19 protein-coding genes, 1 other RNA gene and 1 pseudogene are annotated in these 20,714 nt (G+C 71.4%); 14 read left to right on the top strand and 7 right to left on the bottom strand.

The genetic code is table 11. From position 1 onward, the window contains the following. Positions 1-143 precede the first annotated feature (143 nt). The 3 genes from ABZ845_RS02230 to ABZ845_RS02220 are packed head-to-tail and all read left to right on the top strand — an operon-like array spanning position 144 to position 2,917. Positions 144-998 carry a Nif3-like dinuclear metal center hexameric protein gene (locus ABZ845_RS02230; protein ID WP_360971970.1) on the top strand — a complete coding sequence of 285 codons (855 nt, stop codon included), beginning with the start codon at positions 144-146 and terminating at the stop codon, positions 996-998. Beyond that, positions 995-1,738, top strand: a complete 744-nt coding sequence (locus ABZ845_RS02225; RefSeq protein WP_360972440.1) for a C4-type zinc ribbon domain-containing protein — start codon at positions 995-997, stop codon at positions 1,736-1,738. The genes ABZ845_RS02230 and ABZ845_RS02225 overlap by 4 nt, the downstream gene beginning before the upstream one ends. 39 nt (positions 1,739-1,777) lie before the next feature. Next, positions 1,778-2,917: a bifunctional RNase H/acid phosphatase gene (locus ABZ845_RS02220; RefSeq protein WP_360971968.1), complete on the top strand. Its 1,140-nt coding sequence runs from the start codon at positions 1,778-1,780 to the stop codon at positions 2,915-2,917. Between the two features lie 18 nt (positions 2,918-2,935). On the opposite strand, the gene yaaA is transcribed toward ABZ845_RS02220, so the two are convergent. Further along, a complete protein-coding gene (gene yaaA / locus ABZ845_RS02215) occupies positions 2,936-3,736 on the bottom strand; it encodes a peroxide stress protein YaaA (RefSeq protein WP_360971966.1) in 801 nt (266 codons plus the stop codon). 145 nt (positions 3,737-3,881) lie between these two features. Between yaaA and rnpB the strand changes: the two genes are divergently transcribed. The 4 genes and pseudogenes from rnpB (at position 3,882) to ABZ845_RS02195 (ending at position 8,062) form a co-directional block, all read left to right on the top strand. Continuing rightward, positions 3,882-4,281: RNase P RNA component class A (rnpB, locus tag ABZ845_RS02210), an RNA gene on the top strand. A gap of 785 nt (positions 4,282-5,066) precedes the next feature. Next, positions 5,067-5,816: pseudogene (locus ABZ845_RS02205) on the top strand (IPT/TIG domain-containing protein). A 105-nt stretch (positions 5,817-5,921) separates the two neighbouring features. Next, the gene (locus tag ABZ845_RS02200; RefSeq protein ID WP_360971964.1) at positions 5,922-6,935 is read left to right on the top strand and encodes an IPT/TIG domain-containing protein; all 1,014 of its coding nucleotides are present in this window, start codon (positions 5,922-5,924) and stop codon (positions 6,933-6,935) included. Between the two features lie 701 nt (positions 6,936-7,636). Further along, on the top strand, positions 7,637-8,062 hold the full coding sequence (locus ABZ845_RS02195; protein WP_360971962.1) for a collagen-like protein: 426 nt from the start codon (positions 7,637-7,639) through the stop codon (positions 8,060-8,062). 67 nt (positions 8,063-8,129) lie between these two features. On the opposite strand, the gene ABZ845_RS02190 is transcribed toward ABZ845_RS02195, so the two are convergent. Beyond that, positions 8,130-8,675, bottom strand: coding sequence for a DoxX family protein (locus tag ABZ845_RS02190; RefSeq protein ID WP_360971960.1), 546 nt, complete (start codon positions 8,673-8,675; stop codon positions 8,130-8,132). Between the two features lie 131 nt (positions 8,676-8,806). Here ABZ845_RS02190 and ABZ845_RS02185 point away from each other — a divergent pair, with 131 nt between their 5' ends. Beyond that, positions 8,807-9,133, top strand: a complete 327-nt coding sequence (locus ABZ845_RS02185; protein WP_360971958.1) for a nuclear transport factor 2 family protein — start codon at positions 8,807-8,809, stop codon at positions 9,131-9,133. Positions 9,134-9,376: 243 nt separating this feature from the next. Next, positions 9,377-10,564, top strand: a complete 1,188-nt coding sequence (locus ABZ845_RS02180) for a D-alanyl-D-alanine carboxypeptidase (RefSeq protein ID WP_360971956.1) — start codon at positions 9,377-9,379, stop codon at positions 10,562-10,564. 228 nt (positions 10,565-10,792) lie between these two features. On the opposite strand, the gene ABZ845_RS02175 is transcribed toward ABZ845_RS02180, so the two are convergent. Together ABZ845_RS02175 and ABZ845_RS02170 are read right to left on the bottom strand one after the other, a co-directional pair. Further along, complete coding sequence (locus tag ABZ845_RS02175) at positions 10,793-11,578, bottom strand: SDR family oxidoreductase (RefSeq protein WP_360972438.1); 786 nt, start codon at positions 11,576-11,578, stop codon at positions 10,793-10,795. 49 nt (positions 11,579-11,627) lie between these two features. Then, positions 11,628-12,641, bottom strand: coding sequence for a Gfo/Idh/MocA family oxidoreductase (locus ABZ845_RS02170; RefSeq protein WP_360972436.1), 1,014 nt, complete (start codon positions 12,639-12,641; stop codon positions 11,628-11,630). A gap of 139 nt (positions 12,642-12,780) precedes the next feature. Here ABZ845_RS02170 and ABZ845_RS02165 point away from each other — a divergent pair, with 139 nt between their 5' ends. From ABZ845_RS02165 to ABZ845_RS02150, 4 genes are all read left to right on the top strand, one after another. Then, a complete protein-coding gene (locus tag ABZ845_RS02165) occupies positions 12,781-14,229 on the top strand; it encodes a multidrug effflux MFS transporter (RefSeq protein WP_360971954.1) in 1,449 nt (482 codons plus the stop codon). A gap of 22 nt (positions 14,230-14,251) precedes the next feature. Then, positions 14,252-15,376 carry a serine hydrolase domain-containing protein gene (locus tag ABZ845_RS02160; RefSeq protein WP_360971952.1) on the top strand — a complete coding sequence of 375 codons (1,125 nt, stop codon included), beginning with the start codon at positions 14,252-14,254 and terminating at the stop codon, positions 15,374-15,376. Positions 15,377-15,422: 46 nt separating this feature from the next. After that, complete coding sequence (locus ABZ845_RS02155; protein WP_360971950.1) at positions 15,423-16,415, top strand: small ribosomal subunit Rsm22 family protein; 993 nt, start codon at positions 15,423-15,425, stop codon at positions 16,413-16,415. Between the two features lie 141 nt (positions 16,416-16,556). Continuing rightward, positions 16,557-17,285, top strand: coding sequence for a bifunctional DNA primase/polymerase (locus tag ABZ845_RS02150; protein WP_360971948.1), 729 nt, complete (start codon positions 16,557-16,559; stop codon positions 17,283-17,285). Positions 17,286-17,398: 113 nt separating this feature from the next. Here the strand turns inward: ABZ845_RS02150 and ABZ845_RS02145 are convergent, their stop codons facing one another. Next, entirely contained in the window at positions 17,399-17,860 is a 462-nt protein-coding gene (locus ABZ845_RS02145) for a MarR family transcriptional regulator (protein WP_360971946.1), read from the bottom strand. Between the two features lie 93 nt (positions 17,861-17,953). Between ABZ845_RS02145 and ABZ845_RS02140 the strand changes: the two genes are divergently transcribed. Further along, a complete protein-coding gene (locus tag ABZ845_RS02140; RefSeq protein WP_360971944.1) occupies positions 17,954-18,811 on the top strand; it encodes an SDR family oxidoreductase in 858 nt (285 codons plus the stop codon). A gap of 55 nt (positions 18,812-18,866) precedes the next feature. Here ABZ845_RS02140 and ABZ845_RS02135 read toward each other — a convergent pair whose 3' ends face one another. Together ABZ845_RS02135 and efeU are read right to left on the bottom strand one after the other, a co-directional pair. Beyond that, on the bottom strand, positions 18,867-19,880 hold the full coding sequence (locus ABZ845_RS02135) for a hypothetical protein (RefSeq protein WP_360971942.1): 1,014 nt from the start codon (positions 19,878-19,880) through the stop codon (positions 18,867-18,869). Further along, a complete protein-coding gene (gene efeU / locus ABZ845_RS02130; protein ID WP_360971940.1) occupies positions 19,828-20,712 on the bottom strand; it encodes an iron uptake transporter permease EfeU in 885 nt (294 codons plus the stop codon). The genes ABZ845_RS02135 and efeU overlap by 53 nt, the downstream gene beginning before the upstream one ends. Positions 20,713-20,714: the final 2 nt, after the last annotated feature.

Raw genomic sequence — 20,714 nt, 5'->3', positions numbered from 1 at the left:
AGGGTGTTCGTGTGGCCGTTCCCCTGAAGAAGAGGGGGCGGATGTGCTGGACGAAGGGGCGCGCGATCCCTCATCGCACCACCCTCGTCCCGGAAGGACCCGTAGCCGGTGGGAGGAGGACCAGGGACAGGTAGCCTTTCCCCGTGCCCCGTCTGTCTGAAGTCATCGCCGCGCTGGAGACCCTGTGGCCCGCCGAGCGGGCCGAGTCCTGGGACGCGGTCGGTACGGTCACCGGCGACCCCGCCCAGGAGGTCTCCCGGGTCCTGTTCGCCGTCGACCCCGTACAGGAGATCGTCGAAGAGGCGGTGAAGCTGGGCGCGGACCTCCTGGTCACCCACCACCCGCTCTATCTGCGCGGTACGACGACCGTGGCGGCCTCCACCTTCAAGGGCCGTGTCGTCCACACCCTCATCAAGAACGACATCGCGCTGCACGTCGCCCACACCAACGCCGACCGCGCCGACCCGGGAGTGAGCGACGCCCTCGCCGGAGCGCTCGGCCTGCGGGTCCTGCGCCCCCTCGTACCGGACCCGTCCGACCCGGAGGGCCGCCGCGGCCTCGGGCGCGTCTGCGAGCTGGACCACCCGCTGACCGTGCGCGAACTGGCCGCCCGCGCCGCCGAACGGCTGCCCGCCACCGCCCAGGGCATCCGCGTCGCGGGCGACCCGGACGCGCACGTCCGCACGGTCGCCGTCAGCGGCGGCTCCGGCGACAGCCTCTTCGACGCCGTCCGCGCGGCCGGCGCCGACGCCTTCCTCACCGCGGACCTGCGCCACCACCCGGTGTCCGAGGCCCGCGCGCAGAGCCCCCTCGCGCTGCTCGACGCGGCGCACTGGGCCACCGAATGGCCCTGGTGCGAGCTGGCCGCCAGCCAGCTCGACGAGATCTCCGACCGCAACGGATGGGACCTCCGCGTCCATGTCTCGAAGACGGTCACCGACCCCTGGACCGCGCACGCGGCCTCGGAACCGACCGATACCCCTGGAGCCCCCAACTGAACGCCGCGCCCGCCGACCAGATCCGACTCCTCGACGTCCAGGCCCTCGACGTGCGCCTGCAGCAGCTCGCGCACAAGCGGAAGTCCCTGCCCGAGCACGCCGAGATCGAGTCGCTGACCAAGGACCTCACGCAGCTGCGCGACCTGCTGGTGGCCGCGCAGACCGAGGAGAGCGACTGCGCCCGTGAGCAGACCAAGGCGGAGCAGGACGTGGACCAGGTGCGCAAGCGCGCCGCCCGCGACCAGCAGCGCCTCGACTCCGGCGCGGTCACTTCTCCGAAGGACCTGGAGAACCTCCAGCACGAGATCGTCTCGCTCGCCAAGCGGCAGGGGGACCTGGAGGACGTCGTCCTGGAGGTGATGGAGCGCCGCGAGTCCGCGCAGGAGCGTGTGAGCGAGCTGACCGGGCGGGTCGCGTCGGTGCAGTCGAAGATCGACGACGCCACCGCGCGCCGGGACGCGGTCTTCGAGGAGATCGACACCGAGGCCGCCTCGGTGACCAAGGAGCGCGAGGTCATCGCCGGCTCGGTGCCCGCTGACCTGCTGAAGCTGTACGACAAGCTGCGCGGGCAGCAGGGCGGCATCGGTGCTGCCAAGCTGTACCAGCGCACCTGCCAGGGCTGCCGCCAGGAGCTGGCGATCACCGAGCTGAACGAGGTCCGTGCCGCCGCCCCCGACACGGTGGTGCGCTGCGAGAACTGCCGCCGCATCCTGGTGCGCACGTCCGAGTCCGGTCTGTAGGCGGTCCGTGAGCGGCGTGAGGGCATAAAGGCGTACGGAGTGCGGGAGTTCATCGTCGAGGCCGACGGCGGATCCCGGGGCAACCCGGGGCCCGCCGGTTACGGCAGCGTGGTGCGGGATGCCGCGACGGGCGAAACGCTGGCGGAGCGGGCCGAGTTCATCGGGACGGCCACCAACAACGTCGCCGAGTACCGGGGGTTGCTCGCCGGCCTGCGCGCGGCCCGCGAACTGGACCCGGACGCGCGGGTCCATGTCCGCATGGACTCCAAGCTGGTCGTGGAGCAGATGTCCGGCCGCTGGAAGATCAAGCACCCGGACATGAGGCCGCTGGCGATGCAAGCCGCAGGGGTCCTTCCGGCCGGGCAGGTCACCTACGAGTGGATCCCGCGCGAGCAGAACAAGCACGCGGACCGCCTGGCCAACGAGGCGATGGACGCTGGGACTTCGGGGGTCCCGGGGGCCCCGGGAACTTCTGTGGTCTCCGGAGCTGAGCCGGCCGCCGACATCCGCGCCGCCCGCAACGTCGCCTCCGCCTCCGCCCCGCCGCCCGACCTGGGCACCCCCACCACCTTCGTGCTGCTCCGGCACGGAGAGACCGCCCTCACCCCGCTCAAACGGTTCTCCGGCAGCGGCGGGGACGATCCGGCGCTTTCCGAGGCGGGCAGGCGGCAGGCCGAACTGGTCGCCCGCGCCCTCGCCGCGCGCGGGACCATCCAGGAGATCGTCTCCTCACCCCTGGCCCGCTGCCGCGAGACGGCCGCCGCCGTCGCTTCGCGCCTCGGGCTGGACGTGAGCGTGGAAGACGGTCTGCGCGAGACGGACTTCGGCGCGTGGGAGGACCTCACCTTCGGTGAGGTCCGCGAGCGGTACCCCGATGCCATGAACGCCTGGCTGACCGACCCGGAGGCCGAACCCAGCGGCGGCGGCGAGAGCTTCGCGGCCGTCGCCCGCCGGGTCGCCGCCACCCGGGACGAACTGCTCGCCTCCCGCGCGGGCCGCACGGTCCTGCTCGTCTCGCACGTCACGCCCATCAAGACCCTCGTGCGCCTCGCCCTGGACGCGCCTCCCAGGGCACTGTTCCGCATGGACCTGTCGGCGGCGTCCCTGACCGCGGTGGCGTACTACGCGGACGGCAACGCAACCGTCCGCCTCCTCAACGACACATCCCACCTGCGCTGAGACGCCCTGGGCCGTGGCTCAGTGGATCTCGGTGACCACCACGTCCAGCGCCCAGGACTTCCCGGCCCTGGCGGGCGCCTCGGCCTCCACCGTGTAGCCGAGGTCCCGCAGGGCTTCCACGAGCCTCGCCGGATCCTTCGGCGGCGCCCCGGCGGCCAGCAGAGAGCGCACGATGCGCCCCTTCGTCGCCTTGTTGAAGTGGCTGACGACGGAGCGCTTCTCCACTCCGTTCACGAGCTGGGAGTGCAGCACCCGCACCGTCGCCGTCCGCCCCGCGACCTCGCCCTTGGGCTTCCACGCGGCCGAGTACGCGGAGGACCTCAGGTCCAGCACCAGGCCGTCGCCCGCCGCCTCGGGCAGCACGGAGGCCATCGGCGTGCGCCAGTACGCCGCGAGCGACCCGAGCCCGGGCAGCTTCACGCCCATCGAGCAGCGGTAGGAGGGGATGCGGTCGGTGACGCGTACGGCGCCCCACAGCCCGGAGAAGACGAGCAGCGACCTCGCGGCGCGCCGCTTGGCCGCCGCGTCCAGTGAGGCGAGGTCCAGGGCGTCGTACAGGACACCCGTGTAGATCTCCCCGGCGGGCCGCGCACCGGCGGTGCGCAGCGCCGCGTTCTTCGCGACCTCGCCCCGCAGGCCCTCGCTGAGCCCCAGAACCTCGCGCGCCTTCTCCTCGTCGCCCGCGCACAGCTCCACGAGCTCACCGAGGACCGCCTCCCGCGCCGGGCCGAGCCCGGGCAGCGACAGCGACCGAAGGTCCAGCGGGGCACCGCGGCCGGAGGACGCCTTGCCTTCGGAGGGCGGCAACAGGACCAGCACACGTACTCCTTCTGTAGCGCTCAGTGCGGCTCCGCGACAGCGTACGGCGTGCCGGGATCGCTCAGGAATTCGCCCGCGGGGGCGCCGGGGATGCCCCTGGGGCACACCGGGCCGTCCGGTCCTTTACGATGGTCAGCACGGCAGACGAGCCGAGTGGACGGTCGCGACGGGGCCCATGGGCTTCGCCGAGGAACGTCCGGACTCCACAGGGCAGGGTGGTGGCTAACGGCCACCCGGGGTAACCCGCGGGACAGTGCCACAGAAAGCAGACCGCCGGGGATCTCGGTCCTCGGTAAGGGTGAAACGGTGGTGTAAGAGACCACCAGTGCTCAGGGTGACCTGGGCAGCTAGGTAAACCCCACCTGGAGCAAGGTCAAAAGGGAGCGCCCCGGTGCTCCTGCGCGGACGATCGAGGGCTGCCCGCCCGAGTTCGCGGGTAGACCGCATGAGGCCGGCGGCAACGCAGGCCCTAGATGGATGGCCGTCTCCCCGGCCGCCGCGAGGCGACCGGGTGACAGAATCCGGCGTACAGCTCGACTCGTCTGCCGCTTTCCCCTTTGACCTGGACGCCGCCGGGCACCCACGCTTGCGGAACAACCGCGTCAGCCGGTACCTGGGCGGCACCGGCTGATCGGATCCAATTTCCTCTACGGAGGTGCCCATCGCGGAAGGCGGCATGCGGGCATCACCCCGGAGGGGAAATGCCTTCGGCCGACTACCGCATCCCCCGGAGAGGATGGGCGGCCCACCGGTTGGACATTCACATCCAATCCGTCGTGACGGGGCGTCAGCAAGGAAATTCCGGGTGCGTCACTCGAACAGGTGAGCAGATTCGTTTCGCTTGTTGGTGCTGAAATTCGGGATCGGGATTTCGCAAGCCGCGCGCGCCGTGTGTATTTCGCTCACCCTTCGCCGACCTGGGCCTTCTTCATGTGGAGAGGGGGGAGGGGGGAGGGAATTGCTCCAATCGGGTGATTGGATTGACCGTCCCTTGTAACTCGATCGGGCGTATGCGTCACTGTATGTGTGAAACCGGCGGGCTGCCCATCCCCGTGCCGGGGGAACGCTCAGACAGGCAGCGCTTGCCGGTTTTCTCCATGCCCAAAGACAGGGCACAGGCTGCTCTGCGCCGGGCCATGAGTGCCGGGGGCGACTGTCCGTCCGTTCACCCTGGGCCCGGCAGCGCTCCAGAGCCGCGTTTTCGCTCCCCCGGAGACGGCGGTCAAGGCTGACGACGCCCTTTCACCGGCCCCGGCCCCGGGCCGCTCCGTCGGTTTCGCGCAACCCATACAAGAGCGCATGCCACGCAGAGCGCAGAAGGAGTGTCCCCATGTCCCTTACTCCGAACCAGGGCTCCACTGTGGAGGCACGCTGGTGACCATCAACGGCACCAACCTCTCCAACACCTCCGCGGTGACGTTCGGGTCGAAGCCGGCCACGAACGTCACCAACGTCTCCCCGACCCAGGTCACCGCGGTGTCCCCCTCCGGGACGGGTGTGGTCGGGGTGACCGTGACGACGCCGGGCGGCACCAGCAACCCGGTGTCGTTCTTCTATGTCGGCCCCCGTTCAAGTCCTCCCTGAGCGCCTACTCCGGCCCGCTGGCCGGCGGGAACACCGTCACCGTCCATGGCACGGGCCTGTCGACCGCGACCGGTGTGACCTTCGGCGCCAACACCGTCGCCCCCACCGTGGTCTCCGACACCACCATCACCGCGGTGGTGCCGGCGGGCGCGGCGGCCGGGCCGGGCCGGTCTCGGTGAGCGTGACGACACAGGGCGGCACCAACAACGGCCTGTCCTACACCTACATCGACGTGCCCACGATCACCACGGTGTCCCCGTCCTCCGGACCGGCGTCCGGCGGCACGGGCGTGACCATCACGGGAACCAACTTCTCCAGCACCGATTCGGTCACGTTCGGCGGTGTCGACGCGCCGTTCTCCATGGTCAACGCCACCACGCTCTCGGTGGTCACGCCGCCCGGAGCCGCGGGTGCCGTCGACGTGGTGGTGACCAACCCCGCCGGCTCGGCGACCGACGCGAACGCCTTCACCTACGTCGCGGGCCCGGGCATCTAGTCCGGCTCTCCGGTCTCGTACCGGGCGACGTATCCCCCGTCCGGGCGGTAGTCCCACACCGCCCGGACGGGCACCCCCCACAGCGGCGCGTGAAGGAGTACAGCCATGGCTGCCCCCGTCGTCACCTCTGTCAGTCCGAACGTGGGGCCGCCCGCGGGCGGAGCCACGGTGACCCTGACCGGTACCGGCTTCACCGGCACGACAACCGTCAAGTTCGGCAGCAACGCCGCACCTTCGTTCACCGTCGTCAGCGCGACCCAGATCTCCGCGGTGACGCCGGCCGGCACCGGCGCGGTCAACGTCACCGTCACCAACAGCGAGGGCACCAGTGCCCAGGTCGTCACCTACACCTATGTCCCCGCCCCCACCCTGTCGAGCCTGTCGCCCGGTCAGGGGCCCGCCGCGGGAGGCACCTCCGTGACGCTCACGGGGACGAACCTGTCGGGGGCGACGGCCGTGCGCTTCGACGCGATCGCGTCGCCGTCGTTCACGGTCGTCTCCGCCACCCAGATCACCGCATGGACCCCCCGCCCACGCGGCCGGCAGCTCGGCGGTCACGGTGACCACCCCCGGTGGCACCAGCAACTCCCTCACGTACTCCTACATCGCGGCGCCGACCGTCAGCGGCCTGAACCCCACTCAGGGTCCCGTCTCGGGAGGCACCGGGGTGACGACTCCCGGCGGCACCAGCAACCCCGACAGCCCGAGTATTTCGACTCGACCGCGGCGACGTCGTTCACCGTCAACTCCTCCACCCAGATCACCGCGACGGCTCCGGCGCACGCGGCCGCCACCGCGGCGGTCACGGTGACCGCCGCGGGCGGCACCAGCAATCCCCTCAGCTACGACTACCTCAACGCCCCCACCCTGACGTCCCTGACTCCGGTGCAGGGGCCGACGTATGCGGGAACTCCCGTGCTGCTGACGGGAACGAACCTCGCGACCACCACCGGCGTGCTGATCGGCGGCATCCCCGCGTCGTTCTCCGTCGTGTCCCCGACCCAGGTCACCGCCTCCGTCCCGGTGGGATCCCCGGGCCCGGTCACCGTGACGGTCACCACCACCGCCGGTGTCAGCAACGGGCTTACGTACACCCGGGTCAATGGCCCCGCTGTATGAAGATCCGATCTTGTCCGTGCCACAAAGAGGTTTCCGTTGTCATATGCGCTTTTCTTTTCACGTCTGCCCCAATCGCAAGCGCTAAGTGAAAGGTGTGGTGGTTCGCAATGTGAAGGATTGTCGTTTCATCTCTTGTTCTGGGCGCGGTGAGCGTCGGTCTGGCCTGTGAGCCGGCCGTGCCCGTCGCGGCCGATCAGGGAATAAGAGGTGGCGCGATCCGGGGCCCTCACCTTGAACGCGGAGCGGAACTTGTCCACGTCGGCGGCGTCGGTCGGCGGTGTCGTCGATGCGAGGCATGGGCTGACTGTCCGCGCCCAGCCGACGACCTACTCCGCCGACTTGGCAGATATCGCGACCATGGCCGCATCGAGATCCAGTGCTGGTCGCCCGGCGAGAGCATCGACGGTGACCCGGAGTGGTATCTGCTCGCGGACCGCCCGGGCTGGGTGGCAGGCCGCCACGTCAGGGTCCGGGACAACGTCCCGTTGTGCGGCGGTTCGGGCGGCACGGGCACGACAGGGCCTACGGGTGCCACGGGTTCCACGGGTCCCACGGGTCCTCATGGAGCAACCGGAATGACCGGTCCCACGGGGGCTACGGGGGCTCACGGAGCGGCGGGCGCGACGGGCGCGACCGGAGGCGCGGGTTCTAGGGGGCCCACGGGGACGACGGGTTCTCCTGGTGCGACCGGGGCGACCGGTGTGACTGGCGCTGAGGGAGCCACCGGCCCGACGGGTCCGACCGGCGCCGATGGCGCGACCGGCGCGACCGGTGTGACCGGAGCTGATGGCGCCACCGGAGCTGATGGCGCCACCGGAGCTGATGGCGCCACCGGCCCCACCGGACCCACTGGATCTTCCGGAGTCCCTGACATCACCACCGTCTCCCCATCAGGGCCCACGACGGTCGGACCGGGGGCGTCCGCGAATCTCGTCGCCCAGTGCACGCCGAACAGGAAGGCGATCGCCGGTGGCTGGTTCTCGACCATCGACGATGTCAACGTCCCAAGCAGTTTCAAGAGCCAGACCGCGGTCCCCGACGACAGCCGGACCGTCAGCGTCCACAACAACTCCTCCACCACCAGCGCTGGCGTCGTCCCCATCGTCCACTGCGTGCCGACCTCCTGACCGAGTCCCGCCTGCCCGGCAGCGCGAAGGCTCCAGGAATGCGGTCCTGGAGGCTTCGCGCGCGTCTCTACTCCTCGAACAGAGCCTCCTGCCTCCCCTCAGGCTTCTCACGCAGCCGCCGGCAGCGCGCCCCGACCACCAGCGCCGTGACCGCCGCAGTCACCGCGAACGCCGCCGGGACCATCCAGTCCCGGTTCACCGAGTGACCGAGCAGCGCGTCGGCGGAGAGCCGGCCGGGTCCGGAGGCCGCGAGACCCGCCGCCGTCAGTGCGAGGGTCGCCGGATACTCGTAGCCGCCGCCCTGTGCGAAAAAGCCGTTCGGCACATGGACGGCCGCCGCCCCCGTCATCGCGCCGACCGCCGCCGCGCCCGCCGCCGGTGTCGCGAGCCCCAGGGCCAGCAGGGTGCCGCTGCCCGTCTCCGCGAGTCCGGACGCCAGGGCGCTCGCCTTGCCCGGCCGGTAGCCCACCGACTCCATGAACCCTCCGGTCGCCGCGAGCCCGTGCCCGCCGAACCAGCCGAACAGTTTCTGGGTGCCGTGCGCCGCCAGCACCCCGCCGATACCCAGCCGGAGCAGCAGCAGCCCCACGTCGCGTCGGTCGATACAGGTCACGGTCACTCCCGGTGCAGGCAACAGGTACGGGCTCCCGCCGTCCTCCCACCGTCCCACCGCCCGTGGCCGTCCGGCCCGTCCACGGTGCCGTTCGGGTGGCGGGGGCGGGGGGCCGGTGTGACGCTGCAGCCATGACGATTCAGATCACCAGACTCAGCGATCCCGCCGTGCGGGCCTTCGTCGCCGCCGTCAACTCCCACGACCGCGAAGGCTTCCTGGCCCTGCTCGCGCCCGGTGCCACCATGTCCGACGACGGCGCCGACCGGGACCTCGCCGACTGGATCGACCAGGAGATCTTCTCCACGCACGGCCACATGGACGTCGACAACGAGTCCAACGGCGGGCGCTCGCTCATCGCCCGCTACAGCAACGACACCTGGGGCGAGATGCGCACCCGCTGGTCCTTCGTCGTGGACGACGACGGCAGGATCTCCCGCTTCGAGACCGGCCAGGCATAGCCCCCGCACCCACGCCCCCGCTCCCTCGCCCCGCGCACCCTCACCCGTTCGGGGCAGGGCCGCGCGCCGCTGTTCGACTCCGCGTCCAAGTCGGCCGTACGGCCGTGAGGTGGCGGAATCGGGGCTCGCGCACCCCGTGACCCCCCGCCCCACCATAAATATGACCCCACCGTGACTTGGCCTTTACCTCCCTTTTGTCACCCCGCTGCGTGTCGGGCAGGGATCCCTTTGTACGGTCCCCGAATGCGCGATTCCTCTCCGCCCTCCTCGCCTGCCGCGCGGATGTCCCGCCGTGCCGTTCTCGGGTTCGCCGCCGCTGCCCCGGTGGCTCTTGCCGCGACCGCTCCCGCCTCCGCGGCCACGGCCATCGGTGGTGAACAGCTGGGCCGTTCCGGCATCCAGGTGCGAGGCGGCGCCGTTCTGCCCAAGAAGCTCACCGCCCACTCCTGGGTCGTCGCCGACCACGACAGCGGTGAGGTACTCGCCGCCTGCAATGCGCACCAGCGCCTCGCCCCGGCCTCCACCCTGAAGATGCTGTTCGCGGACACCATGCTGAAGAAGTTCGAGCGGACCCGGACGTACAAGGTGAAAGACGCCGATGTCGCGGACGTCCCGGAAGGCTCGAGCCTGGTCGGCATCAAGCCCGGACTCACGTACACCGTCGAGCAGTTGTGGCTCGGCGTATTCCTGCGCTCCGGAAACGACGCGGTGCATGTCCTGAGCCATATGAACGGCGGGATCGCCAAGACCGTGGCCGAGATGCAGGCCAGGGCCCGGGATCTGCAGGCTCTGGACACGCATGTGGTCAGCCCCGACGGCTTCGACCACAAGGGGCAGGTGTCCTCCGCGTACGACCTCACGCTGTTCGCCCGTCACGGACTGAAGAACGCCGACTTCCGCAGCTACTGCTCGACGCGGACGGCGGACTTCCCGGCGGGCGGCAAGAAGTCGTTCCAGATCCAGAACACCGACCGCCTGCTCACCGGGGCGTGGGGGCTCGGCACGTACAAGGGGATCATCGGGGTCAAGAACGGCTACACGACCAACGCGGGCAACACCTTCACCGGTGCCGCCACCCGCGGTGGGCGCACCCTTCTTGTGACGGTCATGCACCCGGAGCCCGGCGGCAACGGTGTCTACCAGGAGACCGCCGCCCTGCTCGACTGGGGCTTCGCGCAGGCCAGGGCCGTGCGGCCGGTCGGCTTGCTGGTCGACCCGCTCAGCGAGGGCGGGGCGAGGGCGGTGCCGTCGTCCACGGGTATGCCGGCGAAGGGCGCGGCCGGTGTGAACGCCTCGTCCCTGATGGGCGGGTCGTCGTGGCAGCTGGTCGGCGGCGCCGGAGGTGTGGTCGCGCTGCTGGCCGGCGGGGCGTACGCGCTGCGCGGGCGCCGGCGGAAGGCCGCGGAAATCGAGGGGCGGCACCGCCGTTGACGTACGGGCAGCCGCTCCGCGAGCCGGTGCGCACCCCGCGGTCCCACGCGAGGTCCACCCCCTGCCCGGCCGCGGAACGGCTGCCACCCCCCTGATATGGCTTGCGGAGCCATTGTGCTCCAACTGTGAAGCTCTGGTGGAGGAGATTCGAGCATAAGCCCACCACGTGCCGCAACAGCGCGGAGTGGTTCACTCCGTTTGTGTAGGTTGATACGTCCACCAATGACGTCAGCCGCGGCCCACGTACGGCATCGTGGTCGCCAGCACCGTCGCGAACTGCACATTCGCCTCGAGCGGCAGCTCGGCCATGTGCCGTACGGTGCGCGCGACATCGGCCACGTCCATCATGGGCTCGACCGCGAGTTCCCCGTTGGCCTGCGGGACACCCTCGCGCATGCGTGCGGTCATGTCGGTGGCCGCGTTGCCGATGTCGATCTGGCCGACCGCGATGCGGTACGGACGCCCGTCCAGGGAGAGCGATTTCGTCAGACCGGTGAGTGCGTGCTTGGTCGCCGTGTACGCCACCGAGTGCGGGCGGGGTGTGTGCGCCGCGAGCGAGCCGTTGTTGATGATCCGGCCGCCCTGCGGGTCCTGCTCCTTCATCTGCCGGTACGCCGCCTGTGCGCACAGGAACGCGCCGTGGAGGTTGGTGTCCACCACGTGCCGCCAGGCGTCGTACGGCAGATCCTCGACCGGCACCCCGCCAGGACCGAACGTGCCCGCGTTGTTGAAGAGCAGATCCACCCGCCCGAACCGGTCGCGCGCGGCGGTGAACAGGGCCCTCACGTCGTCCGGCCGGGAGACGTCGGCAGGGACGACCGCGGTCGCGGCGTCTTCGGGGGCGAGCGCGGCCGTCTCCTCCAGGGTCGCGGCGCGCCGTCCCGCGAGCGCCACCGACCAGCCCGCACGCAGCAGTTCCAGTGCGACCGCGCGGCCGATCCCCGAGCCCGCGCCGGTCACCACCGCTACCCCCGAGGTTCCTCCCGGCCGCCGGGCAGACTCCTTGGCTTCCATGGCATCCATGGGGCGGCAGCGTACGGGGTCGTGCCGGGCCGGTCCTGGCTCATGCGGGAGTGAGGTGTGGCGACGGGGCCGGGGTCTCGCCGGGGTAGCGGACGCCGATCCGGTCCCGGATCGCATCGAGTGTGCGCATCACGGCCAGCGTGCCCGCCAACGGGACGAGGGGGGACTCGGTCTCGCCGGCGCGCAGGGCGCGCATGACCTCGGCCGCCTCGTGCTTGAGGCTGGTGCGCGGGCCGTCCGCGGGATCGGCGCGGAACTCCTCGGTGGCGCGGCCGTCGCGGTGAAGTACGAAGCGGTCCGGACAGTAGAAGCCGTCGGGGATGTCGATGCGGCCCCGGGAGCCGGTGACCGAGGCGGCGACTGGGGTGCCGCCGTGGATGGAGCAGTGCACCGTTGCGAGAGCGCCGCTCTCCCAGGAGAGCAGCGCACCCGTCTGGAGATCGACGCCCTGTTCCGAGAGCACTGCTCTCGCGGTGATGTCCGACGGCTCCCCGAGCAGCAAGTGCGCGAAGGACACCGGATAGACGCCCAGATCCAGCAGCGCCCCACCGCCCAGCGCCGGATCCCGCAGCCGGTGCGAGGGCGGAAACGGACCGGCGAGCCCGAAGTCGGCCTGCACACTGCGCACCTCACCGATCGCCCCGTCGTCCACGAGAGCCTTCAACCGCCGGATCAGCGGATGGCAGTACATCCACATGGCCTCCATCAGGAAGGCCCCGCGCTCCCCGGCCAGTGCGACCAGTTCCAGCGCCTGACGGGCGTTCAGCGTGAACGCCTTCTCGCACAGCACGTTGCGCCCCGCCTCCAGGCACATCCCGGCCGCCGCCCGGTGCGCCGAGTGCGGCGCGGCGACGTAGACCACATCCACGTCCTCGTCCTCGGCGAGGGCGCCCCACTCCCCGTAGGCCCGGGGTATCCCGAACCGTTCGGCGAACGCCTTCGCCGACTCCTCGCCACGCGAGGCCACCGCCACGATCTCGGCGTCCGGCAGGTCGACCAGATCCGCCGCGAACGCCGCCGCGATCCCCCCGGTCGCCAGGATCCCCCAGCGCACCCGCCCGTCCGTCGTCCCCACCGTCGTCCCCACCACCGTGTCCGCCCCTCGCCGCACCGCCCCGGCCGCCCCGCGCGGACCGGCCACCTTGCACGGGCTGAGAGCATAAGTGGCGGAACCGAGGAACAGGGAGGGACACATGCCGGAGCGTGGCCGCACCGCGCACGACGACAGAGAGCCGGACGGAGGCATACCGGAGGACGGCACAGCGGACGGCGGCATACCCGAAGGCGGCATCGCGGACGCCCGTCCGGACACACCCGCCCGCATCGCCGACACCGCGCCCACCGCCCTCAGCACCCCGGGCGACGTATCCCCGGCACAGGCCACCGCCCACCGCCGTACCGGCCTCCTCGTCACCTTCATCCTCGGCGGCCTCACCGCGACGCCCCCGCTGGCCATGGACATGTACCTCCCGTCCCTGCCGGAGGTCACCACATCGCTGCACGCGCCCGCCGCGACCGTGCAGCTCACACTCACCGGCTGCCTCGCCGGAATGGCGCTCGGCCAGTTGCTCGTCGGCCCGATGAGCGACAAGTGGGGGCGCCGCCGCCCGCTGCTCATCGGCCTCGCGATCTACGTCGTGGCCACGGCGCTGTGCGCGCTCGCGCCATCGGTGGAGGCACTCGTCACGTTCCGCCTGCTGCAGGGGCTCGCGGGCGCGGCGGGGATCGTGATCGCGCGCGCCGTCGTCCGCGATCTGTACGACGGCGTGGCCATGGCCCGGTTCTTCTCCACCCTCATGCTGATCTCCGGGGCCGCCCCGATCGTGGCGCCCCTGATCGGCGGGCAGATCCTGCGCGTGACGGACTGGCGGGGCGTCTTCGTCGTCCTGACGGCCGTCGGTATCGCGCTCACGGCGCTCGTGTGGGTGAGGCTGCCGGAGACCCTCGCGCCCGGCCGGAGGCGCGGCGGGGGAGCCGGGGAGGCCTTCCGCGCCATGCGGTCCCTGCTGGCCGACCGGGTCTTCACCGGCTACACGATCGCGGGCGGGTTCGCGTTCGCGGCGCTGTTCGCGTACATCAGCGCGTCCCCGTTCGTGATGCAGGACATCTACGGCGCCTCCCCGCAGACCTTCAGCCTGCTTTTCGGCCTCAACTCGGTGGGCCTGGTGGCCGCCGGGCAGATCAACGGCAAGGTGCTGGTCGGCCGGGTCTCCCTGGACAAGGTGCTGGCGACCGGCCTCACGGTCATCACGCTCGCCGCGACCACACTGCTGCTGATCTCGACGGGCGTCCTCGGCCACACCGGGCTCGTGCCGGTCGCCGTAGCGCTCTTCGTCCTCATGTCGGCGATGGGCCTCACCCTGCCCAACACCCAGGCGCTGGCCCTGATGCGCACCCGTGAGCACGCCGGAGCGGCGTCCGCGCTGCTCGGCACGTCCTCCTTCCTCATCGGCGCCGTCGCCTCGCCGCTCGTCGGGATCGCGGGGGAGCACACCGCCGTCCCGATGGCCGTAGTCCAACTGGCGGCGGCGGTGGTGGCCGGCGTCTGCTTCATGGCACTGTGCCGTCCCTGGAGCCGGTACGTGAGCGCGGAGACCGGGGGCACCCCCGTTCCGGCGCCCCGAAGAGAGCGGGAGAAGTGAGCTGAGCGGGCCGAAACTGCGCGTGGACACCCCGGAGAGGGCAGGGCTCGATCCGGAGGAACTGCGTCTGCTGGTGAGCGAGGTCCACGACGCCGTCGTCAGGGGCGTCGAAGGGGAGCACCCCTGGGCCCCGGGCGCCGTGGTGGTCGCCGGGCGCGGCCCGGTGATCGCCGTCGAGGAGGCGGTCGGCTGGGCGGTGCGGTACTCGGCCTACGACGCGGCCACGGACCGCGGCATCGAGCTGCCGCCCCGGGCACGGGTGCCGATGACCGCTGACACGCCCTTCGACCTGGCCTCCCTCACCAAGCTGTTCACGGCGGTCGCCGCGGTCCAGCAACTGGAGCGCGGAGCGCTCGGCCTGGACGCGCCGGTGGCGGAGTACCTGCCGGAGTTCCGGTCGGCGGCGGAGCGGCATGGCATCACGGTGCGCAGGCTGCTGACCCACACGTCCGGGCTGCGGCCGGAACTCCCGTTGTACGCCTGCTCGTCGCAGGAGGAGCGGCTCGCGCTGCTGCGTGCCGAGGAACCGGTGGACGCGCCCGGCACCTACCGCTACTCCGACCTGAACCTGCTGCTCCTGCAGTACGCGCTGGAACGCGTCACCGGACACACCCTCGACGTGCTCGTCCGCGACGGCATCACACGGCCGCTGGGGATGGCCGCGACGGGCTTCGGGCCGAGGCCGGGCGCCGCGGCCACGGAGGACCAGCGACCGCCATGGGCCAAGGCGGACCGGGGGATGGTGCGCGGTGAGGTCCACGACGAGAGCGCGTGGGCGCTCGGCGGGGTCGCCGGCCATGCCGGACTCTTCTCCACGGCACGCGATCTCGCCGTCTTCTGCCGCACGCTGCTGTCGGGCGGCTCCTACGGCCCCGCACGCATCCTGAGTCCCGCCTCCGTCGCCCTCATGCTCGCCCCGCCCGGACTGGGGTTCGCGGTGGACCAGCCGTGGTTCATGGGGGAACTGTCGGGCCGTGGCGCGGCGGGGCACACCGGGTTCACGGGCACGTCCCTGGTCCTGGACCCGGCGACGGACACCTACCTCGTACTGCTGGCCAACACGGTGCATCCCCGGCGCGGCGTCGTGGACAACCGGGTGCGGGTGGCGGCGGCGAACCGGCTGGCACGGGCGGTCCGGGAGACCTGAGGGAACCTGGTCCGGCGGACCTGGGCGAACCTGAGAGAATCTGCGGGTGAACGCCCCCGCCTCCCCAGCCGATTCCCTGCGCGCCGCCCTCGCCGGGCTGCTCGACGGACTGCCGCCCCGGCAGGCGGCCCAGGCCGTGGACCGGCTGATCGCCAACTACCGGGGCCGGACCCCGACCGACGCACCGGTCCTGCGGGACCGCGCGGACGTGGTCGCGTACGCGGCGTACCGGATGCCCGCGACATTCGAGGCGGTGTGCGCGGCGCTGGAGGCGTTCGCCGACGCCGCGCCCGGATGGTCGCCGGCGAGCCATGTGGACATCGGCGGCGGGACGGGCGCGGCGACCTGGGCCGTCAGCGCCACCTGGGACGGCGACCGCCCGGTCACTGTGCTCGACTGGGCCGAGCCCGCGCTCGCGCTGGGACGGGAGATCGCCGCGGCGAACCCGGCCCTGAAGACCGCCGAGTGGCGCCGCTCTCGTATCGGATCGGCGCTCTCGCTGGAGAGCACTGATCTCGTGACGGTCTCGTACGTCCTCGGCGAGCTCACCGACGCCGACCGCGCCGGACTGGTCGACACCGTGGCCGCCGCGGCGCGGACCGTCGTGATCGTGGAGCCGGGCACCCCGGGCGGCTACGCCCGCGTCATCGAGGCCCGCGACCGGCTGATCGGCGCCGGATTCCGGGTCGCCGCCCCCTGCCCGCACAGCGCGGCCTGCCCCATCGTCCCCGGCGAGGACTGGTGCCACTTCTCGGCCCGGGTGAGCCGCTCCTCACTGCACCGGCAGGTCAAGGGCGGATCACTGGCTTACGAGGACGAGAAGTTCAGCTACGTCGCGGCCACCCGTCTCCCGGCTGCCCCGGCCGCCTCCCGGGTCGTCCGCAAACCGCAGATCCGCAAGGGCCTGGTCCTCCTCGACCTGTGCGGCCCGGACGAGAGCTTGCACCGCGAAACGGTGACCAAACGCCACGGCTCCCTCTACCGAGCGGCCCGCGACACCACGTGGGGCGCGGCCTGGCCCCCGCCCGAGGGCGACTGACACCGGGCAGACGCACTCTGAGCGCGCGGTAACCCCGAAGGTGGACCGGAGGGCAAAACGTACCCTCCGGTCACGTAAGCCCCGGCATGGTGGGACCATGTACGACATGCTTCCGGACCACCCAGCGAGGCGAGGGGACAGATGAGCGCAGAGTTCGGCCGCCGCGCGGGCGCGCAGGGCAGGATCTCCCAGTGGCTGCGCGGCCGACGCCCCGCCCGTCCCGCGGAGAACGCCGGGGACGGTGGCCGCGAGGCGATGCTGCTGGCTGCCGCGGCCGCCGGCCTGCCGCTCGCGCCCGCCGCGCACCCCGTCGGGTTCCGCTGCTCCTGCGACCGTGTCGGCTGTCCCACGCCCGCCCGCCATCCGGTCTCGTTCGCCTGGCAGACGCAGTCCACCACGGACAGGGCGCAGATCGAGCGCTGGGCCAGGAACCAGCCCCAGGCGAACTTCATCACCGCGACCGGGATGGTGCACGACGTGCTCGACGTCCCGCGCGTGGCGGGCGAGGAAGCGCTGGAGCGGCTGCTCGCCGCCGGCGTGGACGTGGGGCCGGTCGCCGTGACCGGCGACGGGCGCGCGCTGTTCTTCACGCTCACCCGCGGTACGCCCGAGGACGAGGACGAGTGGTGGCCGTGCGAGCTGGACTGCCGTCCCGAGACGATGGACGAGCATCCCGGGCTCCGCTGGCACTGCCGCGGCTCGTACGTGCTGCTGCCGCCCGCGCAGTTGCCGGGGGACCTGACGGTGGAGTGGGTACGTGGGCCGGAGCATGCGCTTCCGGATCCGTTGAGTGTGCTCGAGGCGCTGACCGATGCGTGTGCGCGGTATGCGGGGGAGGAGTCGGGGCTCGCGGGGTGGCCGCACCACTGAATGCGCATTTCGCCGCGCCCCTGTGAGGTTGTTGCGGTGCGTTGTCGTGTGCGGCCCGTCGCCCCTGCCCGATGGAGGCGCCGGTCGATCCGGCCTGATCCAAACGAAAGACCCTAGGCCTCCTTGTTGGCCTTCAGCTTCTGCCAGACCCTGCCGAGCGCCCGCAGGTCGTCCTCGTCCAGGAGGTCCGTGAAGACGGGGGCCAGGCAGGCGCGGCGGGTGGCGTCGGCCGCCTCGAAGAGGCGGTGGCCCTCCGGGGTGAGGGAGACCTCGACGGAGCGGGCGTCGCGGGGTGAAGGGGTGCGGGTGACCAGGCCGCGGCCCTGGAGCGCGTCGACCACGCGCGAGACCTGGCTGCGGCTGAGCATGGTGCTGTTGCCCAGCACCGAGGCGGGGACGGGGTCGGAGCTCGAGGCCAGCCAGAGCAGGACCTCGAACCAGGAGACGGGAAGGTCGTGCGCCTTGCTGAGCGCGCGGTCCACGCGGTCCGTCAGGGTGGTACCGGCCCAGACCAGCCCGTAGAAGGCGTAGTCGGCGTCCGGCATCTCCGCCTGCGCGAGCTTCTTCTTCGTCATGTAGTCAGCTTAGCGGTTGCGTGTACACGCACGTATATGCATTATGGTGTGTGTACACGCACTCAAATGCATGTCCGAACGAAGGGCCACCCCATGTCTTCCCAGTCCCAGTCCTCCAAGGTCGTCCTCATCACCGGCACCTCCTCCGGCATCGGTCTCGCCGCCGCCGTCGCCGCCGCCCGCGCCGGCTGGACCACGGTCGCCACGCTGCGTGACCCGAGCCGCTCCGACGCCCTGCGCAAGGCCGCCGCCGAGGCGGGCGTGGAGCTGGACATCCGTCGGCTCGACGTCACGGACGAGGCGTCGATCCGGTCCGCGATCGAGGGCGTGCTCGCCGACCACGGGCGCCTCGACGCCGTCGTCAACAACGCGGGCGCCGGACACCTCGGCACCATGGAGAACGAGTCCGTGGCCGAGGTGCGCAAGGTCATGGAGGTCAACTTCTTCGGCGTGCTCAACGTCTCCAGGGAGGCCATGCCCCACCTGCGTGCCACCGGCGGCCGTCTGATCACCGTCACCAGCGTCGGCGGCGTGATCGGCCAGCCCTTCAACGAGGCGTACTGCGCGGCGAAGTTCGCCGTCGAGGGATACATGGAGAGCCTGGCCCCCGTGGCGGCGGCGCACGGTGTGTCCGTCTCCGTGATCGAACCCGGAGCCGTGGCCACCGAGTTCGTCGCCAACGTCGGCGTCGACCTGGAAGGCGCCGTCGCCGAGGCCGGGGTCTACGCGCCCCAGCTGAGCGCCTACCTGAACCGTACGATCGCGCAGTTCTCCGGGAGCGCCGCCCAGACCCCCGAGGGCGCCGCCGAGTCGGTGATGGAGGCGTTGACCGCGGACGAGCCCGCCTTCCGTCTCCAGACCTCCGACTGGGCCCGTGGCTTCGTGGGCACCAAGCTCACCGACCTGGACGGCTCCGCGGTCCTCGGTCTGACCAACGCCTGGATCGCCTGACGGGCTCGAGTGCGAGTCCGGACCGGGGTCCGGGTCCGGGGCCGGGCCCTCGGCCTCACTCGCCCTTCGCGCCCGTGAGGCCCTCCACCCGGCTCAGGAACGTCACCTTGCCCTGCGCCGGGTCGAGCACCGCCTCGTTGGAGACGGTCGTCAGCGTCAGCGACTGATGCACGTCACCGCTCAGCAGGGCCTTGATGGTCGGGTCGGAGGCATCGCGGGGCACGCCCTGCGAGGCCGTCTGCTTCTCGTAGTGCCGCGTCGTGAAGAACACCACCGCGCCCCCGTCCTTGGTGCGCAGTGCCACCGGCGCGTAGTCGCCGTTCGTCAGCGGCTCGTCGACGTACTGCCGGACCAGCCCCGGCCTGCGCGCGTTCTGCTGACGGGTGGCACGCCACTGCGAGGTGTGCGGGCCGGGGACGAACGTGTCGCCGCCGGACTTCAGATACGCCGTGTAGGCGGAGCCGAGCTTGTCGGGTCGCACGGCCAGCGCCGCGTCGTCCACGGGCACCGGCTCCGCCCAGCCGTCCTTGTCCTTCTTGAACTCCGGTACGGCGTCGGCCGCGAGGATCGTCAGATACGACACCGCCCACACCTTGTCCGGCCCTGAGCGGGTGAAGACGAGCAGCCAATGGGCTTCCGCGCTGCCCTTGTTGGCGTGGGCGTCGGCGACGAACCAGCGCGGCCAGCCGGCCTTCTCGGGGATCGTGAACTTCGCGTCGGTCAGCTTCAGCGGACTGTGCGACGGGTTGCCGCCGGGGTTGTTCCTGTGCCCCGCGGCCAGCTTGCCGCCATCGATGTCGCCGAGCGCGCCGGTGACGCGGGCCGCGTCCTTGGAGCGGTCGTCGGTACTGTCCGCCTCGTTGTACGCGTCGAGGAAGTCGCCCAGCGCGCGGGCGGCTTCGGCCCGTGTCGCCGTCGGCACGACCTCGCGCTCGCCGTGGACCACGACACAGCCGCTCGCCGTCAGGGAGACGGCGGCCACCACGGCCGTCGCCGCGACGACGCGGCCGCCTGCACTACGAAGCGTTCGAGGGCTGCGATCCCTGCGGTCCCCGCGATCCCTGCTCATCAGTGACCTTCACCTTCCCCTTCCCGGAGGCGAACCCTACCGGGGCGAGGAACACCGCGAGTGTGGGGACCAGATACAGAGCCCACACCGTGATCTGGAGAACTGTCGGATCGGGCTGGAAGTTGAACACGCCCTTCAGAAGCGTGCCGTACCAGCTGTCCGGCTCGATCGTGCCGCTGATGTCGAAGGCGAGGTTCGTCAGGCCCGGGAGCCAGTCGGCCTCCTGAAGGTCGTGGAAGCCGTAGGCGAGCACGCCCGCCGCGACGACCACCAGCATCCCGCCGGTCCAGGTGAAGAACTTGGCGAGGTTGATCTTCAGCGCGCCGCGGTAGAACAGCCAGCCCAGCAGGACCGCCGTGGCCAGGCCCAGGGCCACGCCGATCAGCGGGCGCGGGGTGCCGTCGCTCGCCGCGTGCACCGACGCCCAGACGAACAGCGCGGTCTCCAGGCCCTCGCGGCCCACGGCGAGGAACGCGGTGGCCACCAGTGCGCCGGTGCCCATCTGCAGGGCCGAGTCCAGCTTGCCGTGGAGTTCGGACTTCAGGTGCCGGGCGGTGCGCCGCATCCAGAAGACCATCCAGGTCACCAGGCCGACCGCGACGATCGACAGGGAACCGCCGAGCGCCTCCTGCGCCTGGAACGTCAGCTCCTGGGAGCCGTACTGGAGGACGCAGCCGAAGCCCAGAGCGATGGCGATCGCGATGCCGATCCCGGCCCAGATCGGCTTGAGGGCGTCCCGGCGGCCGGTCTTGACCAGATAGGCGATCAGGATGCAGACGACGAGGCTGGCTTCCAGCCCTTCACGCAGGCCGATCAGGTAGTTGGAGAACACTG

The sequence above is a fragment of the Streptomyces sp. NPDC047022 genome (assembly GCF_040644155.1).
Lineage (GTDB): Bacteria > Actinomycetota > Actinomycetes > Streptomycetales > Streptomycetaceae > Streptomyces.
Note: the sequence above shows the minus strand (reverse complement) of the source record. Positions and strands in the feature narration are given on the sequence as shown.

Coding starts and splice junctions, on each gene's coding strand:
- ABZ845_RS02135 (WP_360971942.1), bottom strand. CDS start 19,880: ATGAGCAGGGATCGCGGGGACCGCAGGGATCGCAGCCCTCGAACGCTT.
- ABZ845_RS02175 (WP_360972438.1), bottom strand. CDS start 11,578: ATGGAAGCCAAGGAGTCTGCCCGGCGGCCGGGAGGAACCTCGGGGGTA.
- ABZ845_RS02185 (WP_360971958.1), top strand. CDS start 8,807: ATGACGATTCAGATCACCAGACTCAGCGATCCCGCCGTGCGGGCCTTC.
- ABZ845_RS02180 (WP_360971956.1), top strand. CDS start 9,377: ATGCGCGATTCCTCTCCGCCCTCCTCGCCTGCCGCGCGGATGTCCCGC.
- ABZ845_RS02145 (WP_360971946.1), bottom strand. CDS start 17,860: ATGACGAAGAAGAAGCTCGCGCAGGCGGAGATGCCGGACGCCGACTAC.
- ABZ845_RS02150 (WP_360971948.1), top strand. CDS start 16,557: ATGAGCGCAGAGTTCGGCCGCCGCGCGGGCGCGCAGGGCAGGATCTCC.
- ABZ845_RS02140 (WP_360971944.1), top strand. CDS start 17,954: ATGTCTTCCCAGTCCCAGTCCTCCAAGGTCGTCCTCATCACCGGCACC.
- ABZ845_RS02200 (WP_360971964.1), top strand. CDS start 5,922: ATGGCTGCCCCCGTCGTCACCTCTGTCAGTCCGAACGTGGGGCCGCCC.
- ABZ845_RS02165 (WP_360971954.1), top strand. CDS start 12,781: ATGCCGGAGCGTGGCCGCACCGCGCACGACGACAGAGAGCCGGACGGA.